Genomic DNA, 24671 nt, shown 5'->3' with positions numbered 1-24671 from the left:
ACGTCCTCATCCTCGGCAGCCCAGCCGTCCGGCGGATCGCCCCCACCGGTGGTCTTGTGGCGTCACGGCCTCCCCGGCGCGGGGGAGGGCCGCCGGCGGGCTGCTCCCCCGGGCGGGGGATCCCCGGCGGCGACCAGGCCGGTCTCGTAGGCGCAGATCACGGCCTGGATGCGGTCCCTGAGCCCCAGCTTCGCGAGCACGTTGCCGACGTGCGTCTTGACGGTGTGCTCGCTGACCACCAGCTCGGCGGCGATCTCGGCGTTCGACAGACCCCGCGCGAGCAGCAGCAGCGTCTCGCGCTCCCGGGCGGTCAGGGCGTCCAGCCGGGGGTCGGGCCGGCGGGACCGGGCGGCGGCGGGCCGGGTGTACTGCTCCACGAGACGGCGGGCGACGGAGGGGGCGAGCAGCGAGTCGCCCCGGGCCACGACCCGCACGGCGTGCACGAGGTCGTCCCGGCGGACGTCCTTGAGCAGGAAGCCGCTCGCGCCCGCGTGCAGGGCGTCGTACACGTACGCGTCGGAGTCGAAGGTCGTCAGCATCACCGTGCGGCAGTCGCCTGCCGCGCTGATCGCACGGCAGGCCTCGATGCCGTCCAGGCGGGGCATCCGGATGTCGAGCAGCGCCACGTCCGGCGCGTGCCTCCGCACCGCGTCGACGGCCTCGCCGCCGTCACCCGCCTCGGCGACCACCTCGATGTCCGGCTGCGCGTCCAGGATCATCGCGAAGCCGCTGCGCACGAGCTCCTGGTCGTCGGCGATCACGACCCGGATCGTCATCGCCCCGCCTCCGCCGCACGGGACACGGGAATCCGCACCCGCACCTCGAACCCCTGCCCGTCCGGGCCGGGTCCGGCCGACGCGCTGCCCCCGTGCGCCGCCGCCCGCTCCCGCATCCCGGCGAGGCCGTGCCCGCCCCGGCGGGACACCCCTCGCGGCCCCTTCCCGTCGTCGATCACATGAACCCCCAACTCGTCTGGCCCATATACCAATTGAACGCGCACCGTCCGGGCGTCCGCATGCTTGAGGGTATTGGTCAGGGCCTCCTGGACCACCCGGAAGACGGTGGCCCCGACGCCCTCCGGCACCGGCCGGACGTCCCCCTGCGCCCGGTACGTCACGTCGAGCCCGCTCTGGCGCACCCGGTCGAGGAGAGCGGGCAGGGCGGCGAGTCCGGGCTGAGGCTCGCGCGGGGCGGCGGAACCGGGCTCGTCGGCGCCCTCGCCTTCCCGCAGCACGCCCAGCATGTTCCGCAACTGGGCCATGGCGTCCCGCCCGGACGCGGAGATGGCGTCGAAGGCGGCCACGGCCCGCTCCGGCGCGGCACGCACCGCCACCGGCCCGGCCTCGGCCTGCACGATCATCAGGCTCACGGCGTGGGAGAGGATGTCGTGCATCTCCCGTGCGATCCGGGCCCGTTCGCGTGCGGCGGCCTGTTCGGCCTCGACACGGTGGGCCCGCTGCCGGGCGTCGGTCAGCCGTCCGAAGACGTAGGCGGCTGCGAACACGAAGAGCGAGAAGGTCAGTTCACGGGCCGACCGGGTGTTGAGCCACACCCCCACCGGCACGGCGACCAGCAGCACGGCCCCGGCGACGAGCCGTTTGCGGGCCGGGGACAGCGCGGCGATCGTGTAGACGACGACGAGTCCGGTGTACGGCAGCGGCTGCCCGGGCCCGTCCAGGGTGAACCGGTACAGGGCACTGGTGGCCAGCACCGCGAACAGCACGGCGACGGGGGCGCGCCGTCGCCAGACCAGGGGGACGACGGTGAGGGTGCTCAGCCCGTAGGCGCCCCAGGTCGCCGGGGGCGCCCCGGCCGCCCGCGGCACGAGGAACGGCATGGTCATCGCGCCCTGCACCAGGAGCGCGAGGCCGATGTCGACGACCAGCGGCCTGGCCGCCGCCCGCGCCCGGCCCCGCTCCCACCACACCCGTATGTCCCCGCGTGTTCCCCCCACGCGACCTCACGGTAACGGGCGGGGAAGGCCGAGGGGCCCGGACCGTCTTCTCGCACCGGTTCTGTCTCAGGCCCGCAGGTAGGCCAGGACCGCCAGCACACGGCGGTGGTCGTCCGGGGCCGACGGGGGCAGGTCGAGCTTGTGCAGGATGCTCGCGATGTGCTTGATGCCCTGGACGCCGTCAGGGGACTGGCGGTGGCCGCTCCCGCCCTGTTCGGCATCGCGCACGGGCTGCGCCGGGAACTGGGCCTGCCGGTGGAGTTGTCGGTGGCCTGGCCCTGGGTCGCGGGTGCGGTGGCCGGCTGTCTGCTGCTCGCGACGGCCGCGACCGTGCTCCCGGCCCGGGCCGCCCTCGCCCGCATGGGGCGGACCTGACCCTGTCCGACCGGTCGAGGGCCGTCTCTTCGGCGAGGGGGGGAGGGGCGCAGCGGCTAGGCTTGATCCCGTGGAGCTCCTGCACCTGCGCTACTTCCTCGCCGTCGCCCAAGAACTGAACTTCTCCACCGCGGCCCGCAAACTGCACATGGCCGCCTCCCCGTTGAGCCGGCGGATCAAGGACCTCGAGAACGAGGTCGGGCACCGTTTGTTCGACCGGGACACCCATCACGTGCGGCTCACCCCGGCCGGCAGCGCGTTGCTGCCGATCGCGCGCGGGGTGCTGGAGCAGGTCGACTCCATCCGGTGGCGGCTGGACGAGACGGCCCGGCCGCGGCGGACCACCCTGTTGCTGGGGGTGCCCAGTGGCGTCCATCCCGACCTGCGCGAACGGATGGACGCCCTCGCCGAGCGGGTCGGCGACCGGTTCGAGATCAAACGCTGGCCCGGCGGCACCGACCGGCTCGTCGACGCGGTGTGCGACGGCAGACTCGCCCTGACCCTGGCCCGGTTGCCGGCCGGCGGCGACCCGGCACTGGAGCAGCTGCCGGTGATGTCGGAGCGGCTCGGCGCGGTGGTGCCCCGGGACCGCTTCCAGGGGCGGGAGTCCGTCGCCCTCACGGAGCTGGCGGAACTGGCCTACGCGGGCTCCCCGACGGCGGCGACCAACGCCTACTTCCGCGGCCTCGACCAGCAGCTCGCCGAGCTCGGCATCAGAAAACGCGTCGAACTGGGCAGCGCCACATTCGACGGAGTGTCCGAAATAGTGTCCAGCGGTCTCGCGTTCTCCATTTCCATGCTGGATTCCAGGAGTCCCGTCCATAATTACCGCCTCGACAATGTCGTCATCCTTCCCTTCTCCGATTTCCACCCCCGTCTCGATACCGGGCTGATCTGGCGCAAGGACCGGGCCAACGGCGGTGACCTGGAGGAAGTGGTGGCCGTGGCCCGCGAGGTGTTCGCCGAGCCGCTGCACGCATAATCATCAGAAAACCTTCACACAAAGCGGTATGACCACAGCGGTCATACCGCTTTTCGTTATTCGGTCATTCCATTCGTTTCCGTTCGCCAACTTTTCGGGCTAACTTAGTTTCTAGATACACACACATGGCGAACCGAGGAGTGAAGAAACCGATGGCGGACATCACCGACACCGTCGCCGGCCCCCTGGAGGGAATCCGCGTGATCGACCTCTCGACCGTGGTGATGGGCCCCTACGCCGCCCAGATCCTCGGCGACCTGGGCGCCGACGTGATCAAGATCGAGTCGCCGTCCGACACCGTGCGCACCGGCCACTACCGCACGACCCCGGGCATGACCCCGCTGAACCTCAACGTCAACCGCAACAAGCGCAGCGTGTCCCTCAACCTCAAGGACGACACCGACCGCGAGCGCGCCCTGCGGCTGATCGACACCGCGGACGTGCTCATCACCAACATGCGCCCGGGCGCCCTGCACCGCCTCGGCCTGTCCCACGACGACATCGCCGCCCGCAACCCCGGCCTGGTCTACGCCCACGCCCAGGGCTTTCGCAGCGACTCCGACCGGGCCGGCAACGCCGCCTACGACGAGACCGTGCAGGCCGCCTCCGGCCTGGTCGACATCGCCGACCGGGCGCTGGGCGAGCCCGTCTACCTGCCGACGATCATCGGCGACAAGGTCTCCTCCCTGACCATCGCCTACAGCGTCCTGGCCGCCCTGCTGCACCGGAACAAGACCGGCCAGGGCCAGCTCGTCGAGATCCCGATGACGGACACCCTGATCGCGTTCAACCTGGTCGAGCACCTGGCGGGCCACACCCACGTGCCCGAGAGCGGACCCACCGGCTTCGCGCTGTCGATGCTCAAGGGCCACAAGGCCGTGCGCACCAAGGACGGCCTGGCCTGCGTGATGCCGTACAACCCGCAGAACTACCGGGACTTCCTCACCGCCGCCGGGCGCCCGGACCTCGCCGAGGACCCGCGCGTGAACGGCGACGCCATCGACAGCGCCGACCACGAGGACCTGGCCGCGCTCCTGGAGGAGTGCGCCCCGGCGCTGACCACCGAGGAGTGGGCGGAGGTGTGCGCCAAGCACAGCATCCCGATGGCCCCGGTGCTGGAACTCGACCGCGCCCACGAGGACCCCTACGTCCGTGACGGCCACCTGCTCGACACCGTCGAGCACCCGACCGAGGGCACGGTCCGCACCATCGGCATCCCGCTGCGCTTCTCCGCCACCCCCGGCTCGATCCGCCGCCTGGCACCGGTCGCCGGCCAGGACACCGAGGACGTCCTCGCCGAACTCGACGCCACCGCCCGCTGATCCCGAGAAGGACGACAGTCATGAGCACCCCCACACCCCCCGTGCGCACCGAACGCATCGGCTCCACCCTGCTGATCACCCTGGACCGCCCCGAGGCCCGCAACGCCGTGAACGCGGCGACCGCCACCGCCCTGGCCGCCGCACTCGACGAGCTGGAGGCCGACCCCACGCTGCGGGCCGGCGTCCTGACCGGCGAGGGCGGGACGTTCAGCGCCGGCATGGACCTCAAGGCCGCGCTGCGCGGCGAGTCGCCCGAGGTCGAGGGCCGCGGCTTCGGCGGCCTGACCGAGGCCCGGCCGGACAAGCCCCTCATCGCCGCCGTGGAGGGCTTCGCCATGGGCGGCGGCTTCGAACTGGCCCTGGCCTGCGACCTGATCGTCGCCGCCGAGGACGCCCGGTTCGGCCTGCCCGAGGTGAAGCGCGGCCTGATCGCCGCGGGCGGCGGGGTGATCCGCCTGCCGCAGCGCGTGCCGTACCACCTCGCGATGGAACTGCTGCTGACCGGCGAACCCGTCGACGGCCGCCGCGCCGGTGAACTGGGTCTGGCCAACCGGGTCACGAGCAAGGGGCAGGCCGTCGCCGAGGCGCTCCGGCTGGCCGAACGGGTCACGGAGAACGCCCCGCTCGCCCTCGCGGCCGTCAAGCGGGTCGTCCGCGCCGCCGACGGAGCCTCCGACGAGGAGGCCTTCGCCTTCCAGCGCGGCGAGATGAAGACCCTGATGGCCTCGGACGACGTCCGCGAGGGCATGACCGCCTTCGCCGAGCGCCGCCCCGCGCGGTGGACGGGGCGGTGAGGCCGGCATGAGGACCGAGGACGTACGACAGCACCTCACCACCCCGCTCACCAGCCCGGCGTACGCGCCGACGGTCCCGCGGTTCACCGACCGCGAGTACCTCAACGTCGTCTACCGCACCGACCCCGACGCACTGCGGGCCGTGGTCCCCGAGCCCCTGCGGATCGACGAGCCGCTGGTGAGGTTCGAGGTCATGAAGATGGGCGACGTCAGCGGCTACGGCCCCTACACCGAGGCCGGCCAGGCCATCCCCGTCGGCTTCGAGGGCGAGCGCGGCGAGTACCTGCACGCCATGTACCTCGACAACTTCCCGGCGACCGCCTCCGGGCGTGAGGTCTCCGCCTATCCGAAGGTCATCGGCTCGCCCTCGCTGTACGTCGACTCCGGAGCGCTCGTCGGCACCCTCGACCACGGCAGCCTGCGGGTCGCCACCGCGACGATGGGCTACAAGCACCACGAGCTGGACCGGCGCGAGGCCGAGGAGCAGATCGGTGTGCCGACCTTCATGCTCAAGACGATCCCCGGGTACGACGGCATGCCGCGCGTGCAGGAACTCGTGCGCACCCGCATCACCGACCTCACCGTCAAGGAGGCCTGGACCGGCCCCGCCCGCCTCCAGCTGTTCCAGCACGTGCTCGCGCCGCTGGCCGACCTGCCGGTGCTGGAGGTCGTCTCCGCCAGCCACATCCTCACCGACCTGACGCTCGCGGGCGCCGAGCCGGTCCACGACTACCTGAAGGGAGCCGCGTCATGACCCGCACCTTCCGTACGGCCGCGGTGATCGGCGCCGGGACCATCGGACTGTCCTGGACGGCCCTGTTCGCCGCACACGGCCTGACCGTCCGGGTGAGCGACCCGCGCGAGGACCTCGCCGAGGCCGTCTCCGAGGCCCTGGAGCAGTACGCCCCGCACCTGGCCGTCCGGGGCCTGGACGTCACCGGCCTCGCCGACCGGGTCCACATCGCGGCCGACGTGAGCGAGGCGGTCCGGGACGCCGACGTGGTCCAGGAGAACGGCCCCGAGCGGGCCGGGTTCAAGAAGGACCTGTTCGCCACCCTCGCCCGCGAGGCCCCGGCCCACGCCCTGCTGCTCAGCTCGTCCTCGGCGATCCCGTCGACCGCGTTCACGGGGGAGCTGGCGGAGGAGGACGCCGCCCGCGTGCTGATCGGCCATCCCTTCAACCCGCCGCACCTGGTCCCGCTGGTCGAGGTCGTGCCGGGCGAGCGCACCGGCGAGGAAGCCGTGCGGGCCGCGGTGGACTTCTACGCCTCCGTCGGCCGTACCCCGGTCGTCGAGCGCAAGGAGATCCCCGGGTTCGTCGGCAACCGCCTGCAGAACGCCCTCAGCCGCGAGGCGGTGTACCTCGTCGACCAGGGCGTGGTGACCCCCGAGGAGCTCGACAAGGTCATGACCAACTCGCTGGGGCTGCGCTGGGCCACGGTCGGGCCGTTCCTCGGCTCGCACCTGGGCGGCGGCCCCGGCGGCTACCGGCACCTGGTCGCGCACATCGGCGCGTCCATGCAGCGGACGGGGGCGGGCGGCGGCACCCCGCAGCTCGACGAGGAACGACAGGAACGGCTCGTCGAAGCCGTGGAAAAGGCCTACGGCTCCTCCACGTACTCGGAACTCACCGAGACGCGCGACCGCAGGCAGCTCGCTGTCCTGGCCGCCCTGGACAGCACCGAGAAGGAGGAGAACTGAGATGACCACCACCATGGAACCGTTCGAGGACCAGCTGCCCGCCGACTTCTACGGCTACGAGTCGCTGCTGGAGGACGACGAGCGCAAGCTCCTCCTCAAGGCCCGCGCCCTCATGCGCGACCAGGTCAAGCCGCTGGTCAACGACAACTGGGCCAAGGGCGAGTTCCCGACGGAGCTCATCGGCCTGTTCCGCGACAGCGGCCTCGCCGGGCTGCCCTACGAGGGCTACGGCGAGCACCGTCCCGCCGTCAGCAACCTGCTCAGCGGCACGATGGCCATGGAGATGGCCCGCACCGACGCCTCGGTGTCCACCTTCTTCGGCGTCCACAACGGCCTGGCGATGTACTCCATCGAGTCCGGCGGTGACCAGGAGCAGCGCGACCGCTGGCTCCCGGAGATGGCCGCCATGGACAAGATCGGCGCGTTCGCGATGACCGAGCCCCTCGGCGGCTCGGACGTCGCGGGCGGCATGCGCACCACCGCCAGGCGCGAGGGCGACACCTGGGTCCTGAACGGCGCCAAGAAGTGGATCGGCAACGCGACCTTCGCCGACTACGTCGTGGTGTGGGCCCGGGACGTCGACGACAACCACGTCAAGGGATTCGTCGTCGAGAAGGACATGCCCGGCTTCGACCCGGTGAAGATCGAGGACAAGTTCGCCTTCCGGATCGTGGAGAACGCCGAGATCACCCTGACCGACGTCCGGGTGCCGGAGGCGAACCGGCTGCAGAACATCAACTCCTTCCGGGACGTCGCCGAGATCCTGCGCGCCACCCGCGCCGGGGTCGCCTGGCAGGCCCTCGGCGTCATGGCCGGCGCCTACGAACTGGCCCTGGACTACGCCCGGGAGCGCCGTCAGTTCGGCCGCCCGATCGGCGGTTTCCAGCTGGTGCAGGACCTGCTGGTCAAGAGCCTCGGCAACATCACCGCGTCCTGGGGGATGCTGGTGCAGCTCGCCCGGCTCCAGGACGCCGGCATCTTCAAGGACGAACACTCCGCCCTGGCCAAGGCGTTCGTCACCGCCCGGATGCGGGAGGTCGTGGCCTGGAGCCGCGAGATCTTCGGCGGCAACGGCATCCTGCTGGACCACGACATCGCCCGCTTCTTCGCCGACGCGGAGGCCATCTACTCCTTCGAGGGCACCCGCGAGATGAACACCCTGATCGTCGGCAAGTCGATCACCGGCCAGAGCGCCTTCGTCTGACCGTGACACACATCGGAACGAACCAACCCCGGGTCCGCACCCGGGGTTTCGTCCTGCCGGCCGGAATATTGCGTGGCCGGCCGGCCGTGGAGTGCGTACGGTCGCCGCGATGAGCAGAAGACGCTACGTGGCCAGGGGCGTGCCCGGCGGCTACCGCATCTGGGACAACCGGGGGCGCCGCTGGTGGGGCGACCTGTACGAGTTGTGCCCCGACGAGCTGCTGACCGAACTCAACGGCCGGGCCGACCCGACGCGGATCACCGCGCTGTTGAAGCGCTACCGGGCGCAAAAGCGGTAGACGCGTCCCGATCGCTCGGGGCGCGGCGGCCTGCCGGGGCGTTCGCGGACGTCCCACCGCCGAGGAGGCCTCCCGCCGCGGCGGCCGTGACCGGTCGGCCTTACTGCTGCACGAGTTTCTCGAAGAAGAACTCGTGCTTGAGGAACGACGTGGTGTGCTCCGACCCCGGATACGGCGGCACGAGCTGGGCCGCCTGGAACAGGCGCCAGCCGTCCTCCAGGGCGCCGACCCCCGTCTCGTACGGGGGTTCGTCGCTGTCACCGGTCGTCGGGCGGGTCGAGCCCGTGCCGTCGTAGCGCGCCCATCCGACGACCTCGGAGTCGAGGGCCGAGGTGTTGAGGTAGAGGACGAGGACCTGCTGCCGGGTGGTGCTCATGCGGTGCTCCTCTGCGCGGTGGGGGCGGCGGGCCGGTTGGTGATGCGGGTGGCCCAGTGGTCGATGTCGAAGCCGGGGTCGCCGGACAGGGAGCGCCACAGCAGGATCCGGTTGTGGATCTCCAGCCGCCCCGTGGCGTGCTCGTACCAGGGGAACGTGCGCCGCAACTCCTCGCTGACCTCGGGAGAGTTCAGGTCCGCCGTGTCCCACAGCCGCACCTGCGGCACGGTCGGGTTGAAGCGGATCTTGTACATGTGGCGGACGGTGTCGCTGTCGTTGCGCCGCCCGCCGTGCCAGATGCCGTGGTGCAGCAGCAGGACGGTGCCGGCCGGGCAGGTCAGCCGGGTCTGGCCGCGCAGGTTCTGGTAGCGGCCGGTGTCGGACTCGTTGGTGCGGCGCAGATGGCTGCCCGGGACGACGAGCGTGCCGCCCATCTGGGCGGTGACCTCCTGCGGGTAGTACATGAGCTGCACGTCGAACGCGTCGGCCCGCACGTCGATGAGGGCGTCGGCGTGCAACGGCTGCGCACTGCCCTCCTTGGGCGGGCGGGTGTGCACGAAGTGGTGGTCGACCGCCGGATCCGGCCCCACCAGACTCTCCAGCGCGCCCGCCACGACGGGCAGTCCGAGAAGCCGCCGGGTGAAGGAACCCGCGGGGAAGGCCGCCGGCACGGGAGTGCCGTACGGGACGGCGGGCAGCGCCCCCGCGGCGAAGAGAGCGAGCGCCTCGTCGTTCATCTCCCCGGGCACGACGCCGTCGAGGCGAAGAAATCCCTGGGCGGCGAACCGCGCCACCTCGACGGAGCTCAACAGCTTTTTTGTGGTTGGCATGACGCAACCGTAGAAGCGCGAGGACGGCCGGGGGTGGGGCGTAATCGGCAACCACTGGTAATTTTCCACCATGCCGACTTTCGTGGAAGTGGCCCTCGACCGGCCGCCGGACCTGGTGCACGCCGGTGTGGGCGTGCACGGCTCCGCCGGCCCGCACGAGGTCTTCCGCCTGCCCCGGCTGTGGCAGCTCCACCTCTACGGATACTCCGGCACCCTGGAGTTCGGCGGCGCGCGCCACCCGATCCGCCCCGGGTACCTCAGCCTCGTCCCACCCGGCACGGAGGTGCACTTCCACTACGACGCCGCGCGCTGCGAGCACCTGTACGCCCACTTCCGGCTGCCGGGTGACGGGGAGCGGCGCCGGCTGCCGGTGATGCAGGACGCGGGCGCGGAGGCGGCGGTACTGAGCGCACTGCTGCGTCAGACGATCGCGGCCGGCGCGCAGTCCCCGGCCCGGGCCTCCGCCGAACTGTGGACGGTGCTGTGGCGTACGACCGGCCTGGCCGAGGCCACCGAGACGCCCTCCGCGGCCCGCCACCCGGCGCTGCGGGCGGCCATGGCCCATGTCGAGGAGCATCTGGCCGACCCGCTCAGCGTCCCCGCGATCGCCCGGGCCGCCGGGGTGTCGCACACGCACCTGACCCGGTTGTTCCGCGAGGACACCGGGCTCACGGTCGTCGGTTACGTCCGGCGCCGCCGCATGGAGCGCGCCCGCCATCTGCTCATCGCCTCGACACTGGCCATCCCTGCCGTCGCGGCGACGGTCGGGATTCCCGACCTCCAGGCGTTCAACAAGACCTGCCGCCGCGAACTCGGAGCGTCACCGCGTGCCGTGCGGCGCAACGGGATGGCATGACCTGTCTCGCGGCCGGCTGAGCGGCTCGTCGCCTACCCCCTTCAGAACTCCCGTCCGATCAGAGGCGGTTGACGTGCGCTAGGATTCTTTACCGAGCTCTTACGCTCGCTTGAGCGTGGCCGTGCACAGTCGTCGTCGGCATGCGGCCGCTCAGTTCGTCGGCACAGTGGCCGCCCGGTGACCGGGCAGGCGTGAGGGGGGCGTGGCATGGGGCGAGTGGTTCCCGTCCGCGTCCACAACGCCGCCCGTGACGGCGTCCCTGATACCGACCGCGCCGCGTGAGCGGTTTCCCGTCCTTCTGACGTGTGACGCGTACGCCCGACGCGTCGGCACGGGGCGTTCGTCCCGGCCGGCGACCGCCGGGGGCGGAGCACGCGCCCGGCGCCGTGACGCCGCCTGATCCGGATCCCCGGCCGTCCCGGCGCGAGGTCACGCCCCCACCTCACCGTTCACCGAGCCGACCCGCCGGGCGTCCGTGCCCGCCGCCGGTCAGGCCGTCGCACCCGCAATGGCACAGACGCCGCAGACCCGATCGACGGAGGTCAGACGCCCGTGCACGACACCACCGCCATGCTCATCGAACTCGGGGCGATCATCCTCGCCCTGGGGCTCCTGGGACGCCTCGCCGGACGGGTGGGCTTCTCGCCCATACCCCTGTACCTGCTGGCCGGACTCGCCTTCGGCCAGGGCGGCATCCTGCCGCTGCGCGCCAGCGAGGAGTTCGTCGCCACCGGTGCCGAGATAGGCGTCATCCTGCTGCTGCTCCTGCTCGGCCTGGAGTACAGCGCCTCCGAACTCGTCACCACGCTGAAGACCCAATACCCCTCCGGCGCCGTCGACTTCGTCCTCAACGCCGTGCCGGGTGCCGTGATGGCGTTCCTGCTGGGCTGGGGACCGGTGGCCGCCGTCGCCCTGGCCGGGGTCACCTGGATCTCCTCGTCCGGGGTCATCGCGAAGGTGCTGGGCGACCTGCGGCGGCTCGGCAACCGCGAGACCCCCGTCGTCCTCGGCGTACTGGTCCTGGAGGACCTGGCCATGGCGGTCTACCTGCCGATCCTCACCGCCCTGCTGGCCGGGGCGGGCCTCACGGGCGGCGCGGTGACGCTGCTGATCTCGCTCGGCACGGTGGGCGCCGTCCTCTACGTGGCCCTGCGGCACGGCCGGCTGGTCAGCCGCGCGGTGTCCTCGGACAGCGCCGAGATGCTCCTGCTGGCCGTCCTCGGACTGACCCTGCTGGTGGCGGGTCTCGCCCAGCACCTGCACGTCTCCGCGGCCGTCGGAGCGTTCCTGGTCGGCATCGCTCTGTCCGGCGAGGTCGCCGAGGGCGCCAGCAGTCTCCTCACCCCGCTGCGGGACCTGTTCGCCGCGGTGTTCTTCGTCTTCTTCGGACTGCACACCGACCCGGCCGCCATCCCACCCGTCCTGCTGCCCGCGCTCGCCCTGGCCGCCGTCACCACCCTGACGAAGATCGGCACCGGCTACTGGGCGGCCCGCCGCGCCGGGATCTCGCCCCGGGGCCGCTGGCGGGCGGGCGGCACGCTGGTCGCCCGCGGCGAGTTCTCCATCGTCATCGCCGGCCTCGCCGTCGGCGCCGAACCCCGCATCGGCCCCCTGGCCACGGCCTACGTCCTGATCCTGGTCGTCCTGGGCCCCCTGGCCACCCGCTGGACGGAACCCCTGGCCACCCGCGTCACGCACCGCGCGACACGCCGCCCACCGCTCACGGAACCCGCCAACGGCCCGGCCCCGGCCCACCGTTGACCCACACCGCACCCGCCTCACCGGCACGGCACGGGAAGCACGCCCCCTCGACCGCCCGGGCGGGCCGCCCCGCTGTCCGGATCGGGTGTTCCCCGGACGGGGCCGTACCGGCACTCTGGCGAGGACCCCCTGGGAGCGGCAGGGCCGGGGGAGAATCGCCGTGCAGGAGGACCGGAAGGATGCGCCGGCATGATCGAGTGGAAACCCCTGGGCACCGGAGCGCGGCCCGTCCCCCAGCCCGTGGCCACGCCGCTGGTGTGGGCCGGGGCCGGGGGTGGCGCACTCGTGCTGGTGGCGCTCGTCAACACCGTGGTGGGGCCGGACCGGCCCGAGCTGGCCCTGCCCGCGCTGTCCCTGCTGGCCGCCCTGCTGGGCCTGTGCGCACGGTTCACGGCCGCCCCTGGCACAGCGGCCCTGTGCTGGCTGTTCCTCAACGGCTTCGCCATACCGCCCGCCGGAGCCCTCACCTGGGCGGGCCACCGCGATACCACCTGGCTGGCCTGCCTGCTCACCGCCGCCCTCGTCGGCACCGCCCTGGCCCGGCTCGTCCACGCCCGCGCGGCCTACCGCCGCCTGGCCCCCGGCCGTTCAGGGCCCGGGCCGGACACCGGCGGCGTACCGTACGGCTCCTGACACCGGGTCAGGCCGAGGGGAAGAAAAGGGACAGGGCGCTGTGGGGGACGTACTCGTCATCGGCGGCGGAGTCGCCGGTACCGCGACGGCGCTCGCCCTGCACAAGGCCGGATTCGCCGTCACGGTGCACGAGGCGCACCCCGACGCGGCCGAGGACATCGGCGCGTTCCTCACCCTGGCGAGCAACGGCATGCGGGCCCTCGTGCAGCTCGACGCCGCCGCCGCGGTCACCGCTCTCGGCTTCCCGCTGACCGGGATGCGGATGCTCGACGGCTCCGGCACGCAGCGCGTGGCCCGGCCCCTCGGGGAAGCGCGGGACCCCCTCCTGCGGTACCGGTGCCTGCGGCGCGGCGAGCTCAACGTCGCGCTCCAGACCGAGGCGGCCCGCAGAGGCATCCCGATCCGGCACGGCGCCCGCCTCGTCTCCGTCGAGGACGGCCCGGACTCGGTCACCGCGTCCTTCGCCGACGGCGGCACCGTGACCGGCGACCTGCTCGTCGGCGCCGACGGCCTGCACTCCACCGTCCGCCGGTCGATCGCCCCCACCGCCCGTCCCGTCCACGCCGGGGAGCAGGTCTTCTACGGCCGCACCGCCGACGCCCCCGGCACCGCCCCGAGCGACCTCATCACGTTCGTCCGCGGGGCGTCCGTCGCCTTCGGCTTCACCGTGTCCCCCGAGGGGGAGACCTACTGGTTCGCCCGCGTGGCCGCCGACCCGCGGCCCTCACGGCAGACCGCGCACGACACCCCCGCCCGCATGCGCGACCGCCTCGTCACGCTCCTGCGCGAGGACGCCACCCCCGCCGCCGGCATCGTCGAAGCCACGGCCGACGACCTCCTGGCCACCGACGCCATGGAACTGCCGAAGGGGATGCCCTGGCGCTCGGCCCGCTGCCTGCTCGTCGGCGACGCGGCCCACGCGGCCTCCCCGGCCACCGGCCAGGGCGCCTCGATGGCGTTGGAGGACGCCGTCGTCCTGGCCAAGTCCCTGCGCGACGCCCCGGACCCCGGCACCGCGCTGACCACGTACGAGAGCCTGCGCCGCCCTCGCGTGGAACACAACATCACCGTCAGCGGCGACATCTCCCGGCGCACCGGCACCCGCCCGGCCACGCCGGCGCCCCGCCCCGGGGACGAGGACCTGGTCCGCCGGCTGGAGTGGGACGGCCGCTGACCTCGGGGCCGGTGCCGCCACCGGCCCCGAGCAGCTCTCACTGCGCGAGAACGTCGTCCGGCAGGGGGCATGCGGACCGCACTCACCACTCACCCGCCCACCCGCATGCCCCGCGCCGGTCCGTACGGGCGGTCAGCCGCCCACGTACCAGCTGAATCCGCCGTTGCTGGTGGCCACGGCCAGCATCACGAGCCACAGCACCACGTCGACGATGCCGAGGATGATGCCGGCCTTCGCCATGCCGGCGCCGTTCTTGACCGATGCCTGCCGACGGGCGACGACACCGAAGACGATGGCCAGGGGGCCCAGGATGATGTTCAGCAGGAACAGGCCGATGATGCCGCAGCACAGGCTCGCGATCGCCAGGCCGTTGGTGCGCGAACCGGAGGACGCGGCAGAGGAACCGCCGTAACTCGCCATGGAACACTCCCAGTTGTCGATGGCACGGACCGAAGGGGCCGCGCTCTCCTCACTTTCGACTTGTTTTGTTCGAATGCCCCTCTGTGGCGTTCCCATGACAACCGATTCGGGGAGAGCGTCCCCGTCAGCTCTCGTGCACCAGCCCGGCGATGTGCTCGGTGACGGTGTCGAGGATGCCCGTCCAGGCCGAGTCGTCGCCCAGCACGAGGTAGTTGAGCGTCAGGCCGTCGGTCATGGCGGCGAGGTAACGGGCCAGGGCGGGGACGGGGACGCGCAGGCGCAGCCCCATGGCCCGCCGCAGCCGGTCGATGAGTTCGGCGTACGTCTCGGCGTAGAGCTCGTACTGACGGCGTGCCAGCTGTTCGAAACCGGGCGTGCGCAGGGCGTACTGGGTGAGTTCGTAGGTGAGCATGTGCTCGTCGGGATGGGCCCGGACGTGGTCCCAGTAGGCCTGGAAACCGGCCCGCACGGTCTCCTCCAGCGTGGCGCGGGGCCGCAGGGCCTCCGTCACCACCGCCACGTAGTGCCCGGTGATGGTGGTGATGACGGACTCGATCAACTGCTGCTTGGAGTCGAAGCAGTAATGGACCACGCTCAGCGAGACGCCCGCCTCGGCGGCGATGGACCGGGTGGTCGTCCGGGGGACGCCGTCCCGGGCCATCGCCCTGATCGCCGCTTCGGTGAGCTGTCGCCGCCGCTCGGCGGACGGCAACCGTGCCATGGAGCCCCTCTCGTGGCCGTCAGCCGCCGTGGACGCCGACCTCGCGCAGGGAGTAGCCCCAGCCGGTGCCGCGCTCCAGGCCGTGCACGCGGACGTAGCGGGCCGGGGTGCCGGCGAACCGCGCGGTGTCCAGGCCGCCGTCACCGGCGGTCGTGGACCAGGCGGTGCGCCAGTTCGTGCCGTCCGTGGACAGCTCGATCCGGTACGACCTCGCGTAGGCGCGCTCCCAGTCGAGGGTGACCCGCCCGACGGTCCGGGCGGAGCCGAGGTCGACCTGGTACCACTGGTCGTCGCTCCAGTCGCTGGCCCAGCGGGTGCCGCGGTCACCGTCGACGGCCCGGTGGGGCCGGTAACTCGTGAACAGGCTCCACTCCGAGGAACTGGCCGACGCGGCGGCACCGGCCGCGAGGTTGGTCTCGGACTCGTGCTTCTCGGAGGCCGCCCAGGTGTCGAGGTAGGACTCGGCGCCCCGGAACAGGTCGTCGACCGTGTCCTGGCCGCCGACCCGGCGGATGTCCTCGATCCAGTCCGGGACCAGGCCGTAGTGGGCGGCGCCGTCGGTGTTCAGGTCCCAGGTGCGCTCGCCGGTGGTCTGCCGGTCGATGACCGAGCCGCCGTCGACGCTCCTGAACGGGTAGGTGACCTTGTTCGGGGCGTCCGCGCCGCGCGGTCCCGGCCAGCCGCCGACACCGTTCATGTCGGTGCCGTAGCCGTAGCCCACGCCGTACTTGTCCCGCAGGCCCTCGGTGCGCTTCGCCTCCGCGACGAAGCCCTCGGAGCCGTGCATGTACTGGGCGATGAATCCGCCGAGGCCGTAGACCCGCTCGGTCCAGTCCATGTCCATCCAGCTGTGCGAGGAGAGCACGCCGGGGTAGGACTCGGACTCGAAGATGTCGAGCACCCGGCCGGTGGCCTTGACGCTCATGTGGTCGATCTCCAGCATCATGCCGCGCTTCATCATGGCCCGCACCGCGTACTCGCCGAGGTCGGTGAGCCCCCGCACGTTGCACTGCGCGTCGGCGCTGTACGAGGGGACCTCCTCGCCCGCCGGGAGCTTCTTCTCGGCGGCGGGCGCCGCCGCGTTGCCGATCGGGTTGTCGTGCTGCGGGCCCGCGCACTTCTCGGTCTTCCAGTACGTGCCCGTCGACAGGAACTGCCCGACGTTGATGGCCGTCCCGAGCGCGCCCGAGTCGAAGCGCACCCCGCACAGGGCGTTGTCGAACTTGTGGCACAGGAACATGCTGCGCACGCCGAGCGCGTGGAGTTCGTCGAGCCCCTTGTCGATGTCCGCTTCGCTGCACTGCGCGATGTCGAGGACCTGCTTGCAGCCGAAGGGCTCGGAGGTCTCGACGCCCATGATCACCGCGAGTTTGCCCTGCTCGATCACCTGGCGGGCCTGTGCGCTGTCGGTGACGACCCGGAACCAGCCCTTGCCGGGCCCGCCGTACATCCGGTCGACGTAGGCCTGCATGTCGTAGGTCAGCCTGGCCTGGAGCCGGATGGAGGTCATCTCGTCGCAGGGACGGTCCTTGAAGAAGTACACCGAGCAGATCACGCCGTTGGTGACGAGGTCGTTGACCAGCACCCGCTGCCCGCCGCGCCAGGCCCGTTCGATCCAGGCGTAGTAGTTCTGCTGGTGGGTCAGCGAGTCGTGCCGCGGCCAGTCCTTGAAGGTGGGCCAGCCGGTCGGGTCGTGCTTGCCGTCGCCGCCGTTGGTGATGAAGTCGAAGATCGCGAGCGAGCCGTCCGGGTAGTGCTCGGGGCAGTCCTTGAGCGCGTCGGCCACGCCCTGCTCGGAGAAGGCCTTGCCGCAGATCAGACGGCCGCCGAAGGCCTCGTTGGCGAAGATGTGGTCGTGCGCGTCGACGAACCCGCGCACCTCGCCCGCGGCGTTCGTGCCGGTGAAGGGCTCGCCCGTGACGTTGATCCGGGAGTCCGGGGCGGGCCGTGCGGCCGGGTCCCACCAGTCGTTCCCGGCCGCGGAGCTCGGGGTGGGGCCGAGCGCGACCGACAGCACGAGCAGGAGGAGCGACACCACGGTGACGTTCTTGTGTCTGCGGTACGGGCGTCCGGAACCGGTCACAGCCCACGTCCCTCGATCGGCGGGTCGCGCGGTCGTCTTGTCATGACCTCGCAAAGTGTGCGACGAGAATCGCCACTTCCGCTGGACGAGTCAAGGGTCCGGGACGGTTGACCTGATGACGGGGCCGCCGATTCGCCCCCGGCCGCACCGCGAGTGGGCCGGGGCAGCAACAAACCCCAGGCCGCCGACCTGGGGTCGCGTGGAGGCGGATGACCGGCACCCGGCTGGGGCGTGATCAGCCCTGGCCGGGTTCGGAACCGGCGGCCGCCTCTTGCGCGGCACGGCGGTACTCGGCGTTGATGCGCTGGGCCTCCTCGAGCTGGTCCTCGAGGATGACGATGCGGCAGGCGGCCTCGATCGGCGTACCCCGGTCGACGAGCTCACGGGCGCGCGCGGCGATCCGCAGCTGGTAGCGGGAGTACCGCCGGTGTCCGCCCTCCGAGCGCAGCGGAGTGATGAGACGGGCCTCACCGATGGCCCGGAGGAATCCGGGGGTGGTGCCGAGCATCTCGGCGGCCCTGCCCATGGTGTAGGCGGGGTAGTCGTCGTCGTCCAGCCGGTCGCTGAGCGGGGTATCTGCTTCCATGTCACCTCGTAGTACAACGCGTCGAGGGGCCCTGGTGCCGTACGGCACCAGGGCCCCGAAGGAAATTCAACACCATCTGTCGGCCCTCATGCTGTGCCGACCTTCTGTTTCCGCTACCCGGCCCGACGACGGGAGGGGTGCGGGGATCGCGGCTGCGTGACCGGGGACCACCATCCATTCCGGGGTCTTGCGGTACCCGGACCGAGAGCCTCCCGGGCCGGGCGATCCTGATGGCGTCTGCTCCTCCGTCCTTCCTCGCGTCTCACCTGACTGTGTCAACGAGAAAAAGCGTAACGGCGGGGGGTGCCAATGTCTACCTTCACAAAGACAGATTTTGGCGGGCGCGTGGCGAAGGATTCTTCCGGCCCGGGCTTGAGGGGCAGCGGGGCGGCAGGCCGGTGACATGACAGTGAGGGCCCTGCCGACGCGCGTCGGCAGGGCCCTCACTGGGTCTCGGTGGCGGTCACCCGCCGGTGGCTCACCGCTCCGGAACGTCCCGGAGCCGCACCCGGTCCGTGTAGGTGGGTGCGTCCCGCAGCGCCGTGAGCCGGGCCAGGGTGACCAGACCCGTGCTCTGGTCGTCCCCGTCGCACAGGACGAGGTGGTCGACCCGGGCGCCGGCCATGAGGGACAGCGCCACCTCGACCGTCATGTCGTCCCGGATCCACGGTGCGTGGACCGGGCCATGGTGCTGCGTCTGAACCGGCGTCATGGAGGTCTCCTGGCGAGAGGGGCCGACGGATGCGGTGAGGTGCGGTGAGGTGCCGCGGGGAGGGACGGCGGGCGCGGGGCCCTACGCGGCCGAACCGGAGCCGGTGCGCCGCTGTCCCGCCGGGCGGGCCGTCTCACCGGCGGGCCGGGCCTGGCCGGTGGGGCGTCGGCCGCGGCGGCCCCGGGAGGGGGCGGACGCGCCGCGGGGGCGTTCCGCGCGCGGCGCCGCGACGACGACCGGGACACCGGAGGGGGCCTGGGCGCCGGTGATGCGGCTCAGCTCCGCCTCGCCGGACCGCACCTGGGCGATCTGCGGGATGATGCCCGCCGACGACATCAGCCGGCTCATACCGCGACGCTGGCCCGGGGTCACCAGCGTGACCACGCTGCCGGACTCGCCGGCGCGGGCGGTACGGCCGCCGCGGTGCAGGTAGTCCTTGTGGTCGCTGGGCGGGTCCACGTTGACGACGAGGTCGAGGTTGTCGACGTGGATGCCGCGGGCGGCGACGTTGGTGGCCACCAGGACCGTCACGTCCCCGCGCTTGAACTGGGCGAGGGTCCGGGTCCGCTGGGGCTGGGACTTGCCGCCGTGCAGGGCCGCGGCGCGCACGCCGCTGCTCAGCAGGTGCGTGGTCAGCCGGTCCACCGCGTGCTTGGTGTCGAGGAACATGATCACCCGCCCGTCCCGCGCCGCGATCTCCGTGGTCGTCCGGTGCTTGTCGGCGTCGTGCACATGCAGGACGTGGTGCTCCATGGTGGTGACCGCGCCCGCTGAGGGGTCGACGGAGTGCACCACCGGGTCGCTCAGGTACGTGCGGACCAGCCGGTCGACGTTGCGGTCCAGGGTGGCGGAGAACAGCATCCGCTGGCCGTCCGGGCGCACCTGGTCGAGCAGGGCGGTGACCTGCGGCATGAAGCCCATGTCCGCCATCTGGTCGGCCTCGTCGAGGACGGTGATCGCGACCTCGTCCAGCCGGCAGTCGCCCCGGTCGATGAGGTCCTTCAGGCGTCCGGGGGTCGCGACGACCACCTCGGCTCCGCCGCGCAGCGCACTGGCCTGCCTGCCCAGGGACATCCCGCCGACGACGGTGGCCAGGCGCAGGCTCACGGAGCGGGCGTACGGCGTGAGGGCGTCGGTGACCTGCTGGGCGAGCTCACGGGTGGGCACCAGGACGAGTGCGAGCGGCTGCCGCGGCTCGGCGCGCCGCCCCGCCGTACGGGCCAGCACGGCGAGACCGAAGGCCAGGGTCTTGCCCGAGCCGGTGCGGCCACGGCCGAGCACGTCACGGCCGGCCAGCGAGTTCGGCAGGGTCGCGCCCTGGATGGGGAACGGCGCGGTCACGCCTTCACGGCCGAGCGTGGCCAGCAGCCGCGCGGGCATGTCGAGATCGGCGAACGACTCGACGGCGGGCAGCGGGGGCGTGACGGTCTTCGGCAGGGCGAACTCGCCCTGCGGAGCACGGCGGCTTCCGTAGCCCTGGGAGCGGCGGGGGCCACCGGAACGGCGGTTGCCGCCCTCGCCTGCGCCTGTGGAGAAACGGTCACGGGTACGGGATGTGTGGGCACGCTTCATGCGGGACCTTCCTTGACGGGCGCGTGGCAAGGAAATCCCGCAGCAGAGGAGCGGCGCAGGGAGAATCTCGAAACGAGCCGAAGTCGATGCGGCCGGATATGACCGGCGGTGAAAAAAACAGCGAGCTGGGGCCCGCACCCCAGAGGTGCGGGCCCCAGCTGCGAAAAATGTGCGCGAGCGCGGGTGTCAGGCGGGAACGATGTTCTCGGCCGTCGGGCCCTTCTGGCCCTGCGCGATGTCGAACGACACCTTCTGGCCTTCCAGCAGCTCACGGAAGCCGGAGGTGGCGATGTTCGAGTAGTGGGCGAAGACGTCGGCGCCGCCGCCGTCCTGCTCGATGAAGCCGAAGCCCTTTTCCGCGTTGAACCACTTCACGGTGCCAGTAGCCATTTTGTTTCTCCTTCGGAGGCGGTTTCGGGAATGCACCCTGTGTGCATTCCGTGTCGCCGTGATGATTACCCCGTAGGAAATGAACCTTCTGGCAACCACACCTGCAACTGAGATCGACAGTAGCACGGGGCCATCGGGCCTGTGGTGTGCGGAATTTGTGTTCAGAGCGGTGTTCGAGGAATACTCGGTGGGTCCCGCTTCTCTTTCTCATTTTGTGAGCACAGATATTGCCCTCCGGGGACGCAGACCTTCCTGCCGTGCCTGCGGACCTCGGCGCTGTGACCTCCTCGGACAGTGGGCGGGCGACCGTCTCCGCCCTCGTCGGCGCGAGGGGCGGCTGACGCGCCGGGACCCCGCTCCCGCGACGTAGGTCACATTCCTCCGATCGGGGTGCCGCCGGAGTGTCCCGGCGCACTCCGCCGGACGGCGTCCCTACCAGGGCACCACTCCCTCGTCGTCGAAGAAGCCGCCGGTCGGACCGTCGTCGGGCAACGTCGACAGCCGGATCGCGACCGCGGCGCCCTGCTCCGGGGTGCGGACGCCGCGGAACCCGTTCAGATCGGTCGCGCAGTAGCCGGGGCAGGCGGCGTTGATCAGGATGCCGGTGTCGCGCAGCTCCTTGGCGTACTGGACGGTGACGGCGTTGAGGAAGGTCTTCGACGGTGTGTAGGCGGCGGAGATCGGGCCCGTTTCGCCACCGGGCGTGGTCTGCCGGGTGAGTGAGCCGACCCCGCTCGACATGTTCACGATCCGGGGCGAGGCCGAACGGCGCAGCAACGGCAGCATGGCGTTGGTGACGCGGATGACGCCGAGCACGTTGGTCTCCACGGCCGCCCGCACCGTCGCCAGGTCGACCGAGGTGGGCGCCTGCGCCCCGTCGCCGGTGATCCCCGCGTTGTTGACCAGCACGTCGAGACGCCCGGCGCTCTCCTCGATCAGCCGGGCGGCGCCGGCCGCGCTCGCGTCGTCGGTCACGTCGAGCGGCACGCCGAACGCGTCGACGCCGGCCGCCCGCAGTTTCGCCACCGCCGTCTCGCGCCGCTCCCGGTCCCGGGCGCCGACCCCGACCCGCCAGCCGAGGGCCCCCAGGCCGGCCGCGATCTCGTATCCGATGCCCTTGTTCGCGCCGGTCACCAGCGCGATGGTCTGTTCGCTCATGCCGTCGATCCTGTCCGCGCCCGGTGGCGGGCGGCCAACACCGATCGGGTGGGCGCCGATACCGCACCGGTATCGACCGAGGTCGCGGCAGTAGCATGCCGCCGTGGAGACAAGGGAGTTGCGGTACTTCGTCGCCGTCGCCGAGGAACTGCACTTCGGGCGGGCGGCGGAGCGGCTCGGCATCGCGCAGCCCCCGCTGTCGCGGGCGATCGCCCGGCTCGAACGGCGCCTCGAGGCACCGCTGCTGGAACGCACCAGCCGCGCGGTCACGCTGACGGAGGCCGGGGCGGTGCTCCTGCGGGAGGCCCGGGCGGCGCTCGACGCCGTCGAGGCCGCCGAACGCCGTACCCGCCGCGCCGCGACCGGCCGGGCCGGCGTCGTCCTCGCCACGAAGGCCGGAGCGTCCGGCGAACTGCTGGCCCGGCTGCTCGACGCCTACGCGGCCGAGCCCGACGCGGTCACCGTCGATCTGCTGCTGTGCGGCGTGGGCGAGCAGGGGCCGATGCTGCGCGACGGCCGGGCCGACGTGGCGCTGCTGCACCTGCCGTTCGACACCACGGCCGGTCTCGACACCGAGGAGCTCCGCACGGAGGGCCAGGTCGCGGTCCTCCCGGCCGGGCACCCCCTCACCGAGCGCCCCCACGTCCGTACGGCCGACGTCACCGGCCTGCCCGGCCTGCCGATGCCACGCTGGCCAGGACCCGACGGCACCTACCCGGACGGCCCCGGTCCCCAGGCCCGGGACCACGCGCAACTGCTCCAGCTGATCGCCCTCGGCCGCGCCTGCTGGATCGCGCCGGAGTCGTGCCGGGCCCAGTTGCGCGAGGGCCTGGCCGCCGTACCGGTGCTGGACGCACCGGCGGTCACCACCGTGATCGCCTGGCCGCCCCACAGCAGATCCCTGGCCGTGGCGGGGCTGGTGCGGACGGCGATGCGGGTGAGTTCGTGAGCGTCCCGTCCGACACGGGGGCCGGGCCGCGGCGCTCCGTTAGCATGTTCGAACTCGCGGTGGACTCACCATCGCTTACCCCAGCCATTCGGATGAATCGGCCAGACGATTGATAACCAGAGCATCGCGGGTGTTGTCCGGGAGAGGCGGCAGGACGCCATGGGGCGCGTGGCGCCACTGGCGGGCGATGCTGTGGATCACGGCCGGTGTGATCGGGTGCGGCTTCCTCGCCGCCCTGGAGATCGCGGCCCGCGGCTACGGCGAACCGGGCCCGATCACCACCCAGGTGCAGGCCCTGGTCTTCGCCCCCAAGCCGGGCCCGCTCTACGGCGGTCTGCTCCTGATGATGGTGGTGCTTACCTGGCGGCAGCGTTTCATCGCCGCCGGCGCCGCCCTCGCCATCGACGCCGTCCTGCTGCCGGTGCGATGGGCCGCCGACGCCGACCTGTCCGAGGGCCGGGCCTTCGGCACCGGGGCGCTGTGGGTGATGCTGGGCTTCGCGGTCGTCGCCGTCACGCGCCGCACCGGCACCGAACGGGTCCTGCTGTTGAAGGGCGTCGGACTGGGCCTGCTGCTGGTGGCCGCCCGCAAGACCGGCGACACCTGGCTGTTCATCACGTCCAAGACCCGCCCGACGGTCCTCGACCAGTACGTGGCCATGGCCGATCACGCGCTCGGCAACCCGTCCTGGCTGGCGGGCCGGCTGGTCGAGGCCACCGAGCCGATCAGCTCCCACGTCCTCCACCTCGTCTACGGCCAGCTCGCGGTGGCCGCGGTCGTCGTCGCCTTCCACCAACTGCGCAACGTGCCGGCCGAGCGCCGCTTCCCGCGCCACCACCTGGTGCGCACGTTCCTGGTGATCGGCCTGCTCGGGCCGGGCATCTACATGCTCTTCCCGGTGGTCGGGCCGGTCTTCGCCTACGGCCCGGGCGCCTCCGGCACGGGTGGCGTGGAGTGGGCGGCGGCCAACCTGTGGCCGCACACACCGCTGCCGGTCACGCCCCCGGCCCCGATGACGTACGACGGGCTCACCCCCCGCAACTGCATGCCCAGTCTGCACACGGCCTGGGCCGTCGCGATCTTCGTCCACACCCGCGGGGCCCCGCGCCTGCTGCGCCACGCGGGCACCTTCTGGCTGGTCGCCACCCTGGCCGCGACGCTCGGCTTCGGCTACCACTACGGCGTGGACCTCGTCGCCGGCGTGGTCTTCGCCCTGACGATCGAGGCGGCCCTGCGTGCGCAGGAGCACGGCTGGGACCGGCGAGGGGCGGCACTGGTCGCCCACGGCACCCTGGTCTTCACCGCGCTGCTGCTGTCGTACCGCTACCTGCCGATGGACATGGCCCGGCACCCGGTGGTGTCCGGGCCCCTGCTCCTCCTGGCGATGGCGTCGGTGATCCACGGCTATGTACGGACCACCGCCCGGTGGAACAGCCACCCGGCGCACTCCACCGTCCTCCCCTCCCCACGCCCGCCCGGGCCCCGAGCCGCCGCCGACGACGCCCTGCCCGACGAAGAGCGAACGGGTCCCGCGGACCGGCAGACCCCTTCCCCGGAGCTCCGCTGAGGCGGCCTCCCTCAGTCCGCGTACGACCCGTGCGAACGTCGCGGCCGGGGTGGGCGCCGGGGTGGAGTGATCGGGGGCCGGGACCATTGGGGGGGGGGCCGACCGCGCAGTGGAGGGGCGCTTCCGTGCGGGCCCTCGAACGCCGTGACCACCCTTCCCTCGGTCGGGGCACGGTCGATCGGTGGAAAGGCGTCCCGGACGATCCCGGCCATGGGCACAATGTGGACGGTCGAACCTGCCGGTTCGCGCAGGG

At 72.1% G+C, this 24671-nt stretch carries 26 protein-coding genes and 1 pseudogene; 14 read left to right on the top strand and 13 right to left on the bottom strand.

The features are described from left to right. Nucleotides 1-62 precede the first annotated feature (62 nt). The 3 genes and pseudogenes from AC0665_RS14915 to AC0665_RS14905 form a co-directional block, all read right to left on the bottom strand. A complete protein-coding gene (locus AC0665_RS14915; protein ID WP_468634747.1) occupies nt 63-776 on the bottom strand; it encodes a response regulator in 714 nt (237 codons plus the stop codon). Beyond that, entirely contained in the window at nt 773-1954 is a 1182-nt protein-coding gene (locus tag AC0665_RS14910) for a sensor histidine kinase (protein ID WP_478705125.1), read from the bottom strand. The genes AC0665_RS14915 and AC0665_RS14910 overlap by 4 nt, the downstream gene beginning before the upstream one ends. A 66-nt stretch (nt 1955-2020) precedes the next feature. Next, nucleotides 2021-2119: pseudogene (locus AC0665_RS14905) on the bottom strand (DNA-binding response regulator); the annotation flags it as partial. Here AC0665_RS14905 and AC0665_RS14900 point away from each other — a divergent pair. From AC0665_RS14900 to AC0665_RS14865, 8 genes are all read left to right on the top strand, one after another. Further along, complete coding sequence (locus AC0665_RS14900) at nt 2114-2329, top strand: hypothetical protein (RefSeq protein WP_468635170.1); 216 nt, start codon at nt 2114-2116, stop codon at nt 2327-2329. The pseudogene AC0665_RS14905 and the gene AC0665_RS14900 sit on opposite strands and share 6 nt — an antisense overlap. Before the next feature lie 70 nt (nt 2330-2399). Beyond that, nucleotides 2400-3311, top strand: a complete 912-nt coding sequence (locus AC0665_RS14895) for a LysR family transcriptional regulator (RefSeq protein WP_468634750.1) — start codon at nt 2400-2402, stop codon at nt 3309-3311. A 152-nt stretch (nt 3312-3463) separates the two neighbouring features. Beyond that, complete coding sequence (locus AC0665_RS14890; protein WP_468408289.1) at nt 3464-4633, top strand: CaiB/BaiF CoA transferase family protein; 1170 nt, start codon at nt 3464-3466, stop codon at nt 4631-4633. A gap of 20 nt (nt 4634-4653) precedes the next feature. Then, a complete protein-coding gene (locus AC0665_RS14885; RefSeq protein WP_468634752.1) occupies nt 4654-5427 on the top strand; it encodes a crotonase/enoyl-CoA hydratase family protein in 774 nt (257 codons plus the stop codon). A gap of 7 nt (nt 5428-5434) precedes the next feature. Continuing rightward, nucleotides 5435-6181 carry an acetoacetate decarboxylase gene (locus AC0665_RS14880; protein ID WP_468634754.1) on the top strand — a complete coding sequence of 249 codons (747 nt, stop codon included), beginning with the start codon at nt 5435-5437 and terminating at the stop codon, nt 6179-6181. Then, nucleotides 6178-7128, top strand: a complete 951-nt coding sequence (locus tag AC0665_RS14875; RefSeq protein WP_478705124.1) for a 3-hydroxyacyl-CoA dehydrogenase NAD-binding domain-containing protein — start codon at nt 6178-6180, stop codon at nt 7126-7128. Before AC0665_RS14880 ends, AC0665_RS14875 begins: the two co-directional genes overlap by 4 nt. Before the next feature lies 1 nt (nt 7129). Further along, nucleotides 7130-8332, top strand: a complete 1203-nt coding sequence (locus tag AC0665_RS14870) for an acyl-CoA dehydrogenase family protein (RefSeq protein WP_478705123.1) — start codon at nt 7130-7132, stop codon at nt 8330-8332. A 109-nt stretch (nt 8333-8441) separates the two neighbouring features. Then, entirely contained in the window at nt 8442-8630 is a 189-nt protein-coding gene (locus AC0665_RS14865) for a hypothetical protein (protein WP_363117397.1), read from the top strand. 100 nt (nt 8631-8730) lie between these two features. On the opposite strand, the gene AC0665_RS14860 is transcribed toward AC0665_RS14865, so the two are convergent. Then, a complete protein-coding gene (locus tag AC0665_RS14860; RefSeq protein ID WP_468408299.1) occupies nt 8731-9006 on the bottom strand; it encodes a hypothetical protein in 276 nt (91 codons plus the stop codon). Further along, nucleotides 9003-9836 carry a phytanoyl-CoA dioxygenase family protein gene (locus AC0665_RS14855; RefSeq protein ID WP_478705122.1) on the bottom strand — a complete coding sequence of 278 codons (834 nt, stop codon included), beginning with the start codon at nt 9834-9836 and terminating at the stop codon, nt 9003-9005. Before AC0665_RS14855 ends, AC0665_RS14860 begins: the two co-directional genes overlap by 4 nt. Before the next feature lie 70 nt (nt 9837-9906). Between AC0665_RS14855 and AC0665_RS14850 the strand changes: the two genes are divergently transcribed. From AC0665_RS14850 to AC0665_RS14835, 4 genes are all read left to right on the top strand, one after another. Next, nucleotides 9907-10692: a helix-turn-helix domain-containing protein gene (locus AC0665_RS14850; protein ID WP_478603244.1), complete on the top strand. Its 786-nt coding sequence runs from the start codon at nt 9907-9909 to the stop codon at nt 10690-10692. A gap of 552 nt (nt 10693-11244) precedes the next feature. Beyond that, nucleotides 11245-12453, top strand: a complete 1209-nt coding sequence (locus AC0665_RS14845) for a cation:proton antiporter (RefSeq protein WP_478705121.1) — start codon at nt 11245-11247, stop codon at nt 12451-12453. 189 nt (nt 12454-12642) lie between these two features. Further along, nucleotides 12643-13086, top strand: a complete 444-nt coding sequence (locus AC0665_RS14840) for a hypothetical protein (RefSeq protein WP_478603249.1) — start codon at nt 12643-12645, stop codon at nt 13084-13086. 40 nt (nt 13087-13126) lie between these two features. Beyond that, the gene (locus tag AC0665_RS14835) at nt 13127-14260 is read left to right on the top strand and encodes an FAD-dependent oxidoreductase (RefSeq protein ID WP_478603251.1); all 1134 of its coding nucleotides are present in this window, start codon (nt 13127-13129) and stop codon (nt 14258-14260) included. A 132-nt stretch (nt 14261-14392) separates the two neighbouring features. On the opposite strand, the gene AC0665_RS14830 is transcribed toward AC0665_RS14835, so the two are convergent. The 8 genes from AC0665_RS14830 to AC0665_RS14795 all read right to left on the bottom strand — a co-directional run bounded on the left by AC0665_RS14830 (nt 14393) and on the right by AC0665_RS14795 (nt 21902). Next, nucleotides 14393-14680 carry a DUF4190 domain-containing protein gene (locus AC0665_RS14830; RefSeq protein WP_363117404.1) on the bottom strand — a complete coding sequence of 96 codons (288 nt, stop codon included), beginning with the start codon at nt 14678-14680 and terminating at the stop codon, nt 14393-14395. 124 nt (nt 14681-14804) lie between these two features. Next, entirely contained in the window at nt 14805-15401 is a 597-nt protein-coding gene (locus tag AC0665_RS14825; protein ID WP_478705120.1) for a TetR/AcrR family transcriptional regulator, read from the bottom strand. Between the two features lie 19 nt (nt 15402-15420). Further along, complete coding sequence (locus AC0665_RS14820; RefSeq protein ID WP_478603255.1) at nt 15421-17484, bottom strand: discoidin domain-containing protein; 2064 nt, start codon at nt 17482-17484, stop codon at nt 15421-15423. 235 nt (nt 17485-17719) lie between these two features. Next, complete coding sequence (locus tag AC0665_RS14815) at nt 17720-18070, bottom strand: MerR family transcriptional regulator (RefSeq protein ID WP_468408315.1); 351 nt, start codon at nt 18068-18070, stop codon at nt 17720-17722. A gap of 478 nt (nt 18071-18548) precedes the next feature. Continuing rightward, the gene (locus AC0665_RS14810; RefSeq protein ID WP_468408317.1) at nt 18549-18782 is read right to left on the bottom strand and encodes a CBS domain-containing protein; all 234 of its coding nucleotides are present in this window, start codon (nt 18780-18782) and stop codon (nt 18549-18551) included. A gap of 81 nt (nt 18783-18863) precedes the next feature. Continuing rightward, nucleotides 18864-20354: a DEAD/DEAH box helicase gene (locus AC0665_RS14805; protein WP_468408319.1), complete on the bottom strand. Its 1491-nt coding sequence runs from the start codon at nt 20352-20354 to the stop codon at nt 18864-18866. A gap of 186 nt (nt 20355-20540) precedes the next feature. Further along, entirely contained in the window at nt 20541-20744 is a 204-nt protein-coding gene (locus tag AC0665_RS14800; RefSeq protein WP_070024256.1) for a cold-shock protein, read from the bottom strand. A gap of 432 nt (nt 20745-21176) precedes the next feature. Further along, nucleotides 21177-21902 carry an SDR family oxidoreductase gene (locus AC0665_RS14795; protein ID WP_468634771.1) on the bottom strand — a complete coding sequence of 242 codons (726 nt, stop codon included), beginning with the start codon at nt 21900-21902 and terminating at the stop codon, nt 21177-21179. A gap of 103 nt (nt 21903-22005) precedes the next feature. Here AC0665_RS14795 and AC0665_RS14790 point away from each other — a divergent pair, with 103 nt between their 5' ends. Together AC0665_RS14790 and AC0665_RS14785 are read left to right on the top strand one after the other, a co-directional pair. Next, complete coding sequence (locus AC0665_RS14790) at nt 22006-22851, top strand: LysR family transcriptional regulator (protein WP_478603258.1); 846 nt, start codon at nt 22006-22008, stop codon at nt 22849-22851. Between the two features lie 187 nt (nt 22852-23038). Next, nucleotides 23039-24418, top strand: coding sequence for a phosphatase PAP2 family protein (locus AC0665_RS14785; RefSeq protein WP_478705119.1), 1380 nt, complete (start codon nt 23039-23041; stop codon nt 24416-24418). Nucleotides 24419-24671: the final 253 nt, after the last annotated feature.

The sequence above is a fragment of the Streptomyces sp. NPDC043685 genome, from assembly GCF_056436585.1.
This window is presented reverse-complemented; position numbering and strand designations above follow the sequence as displayed.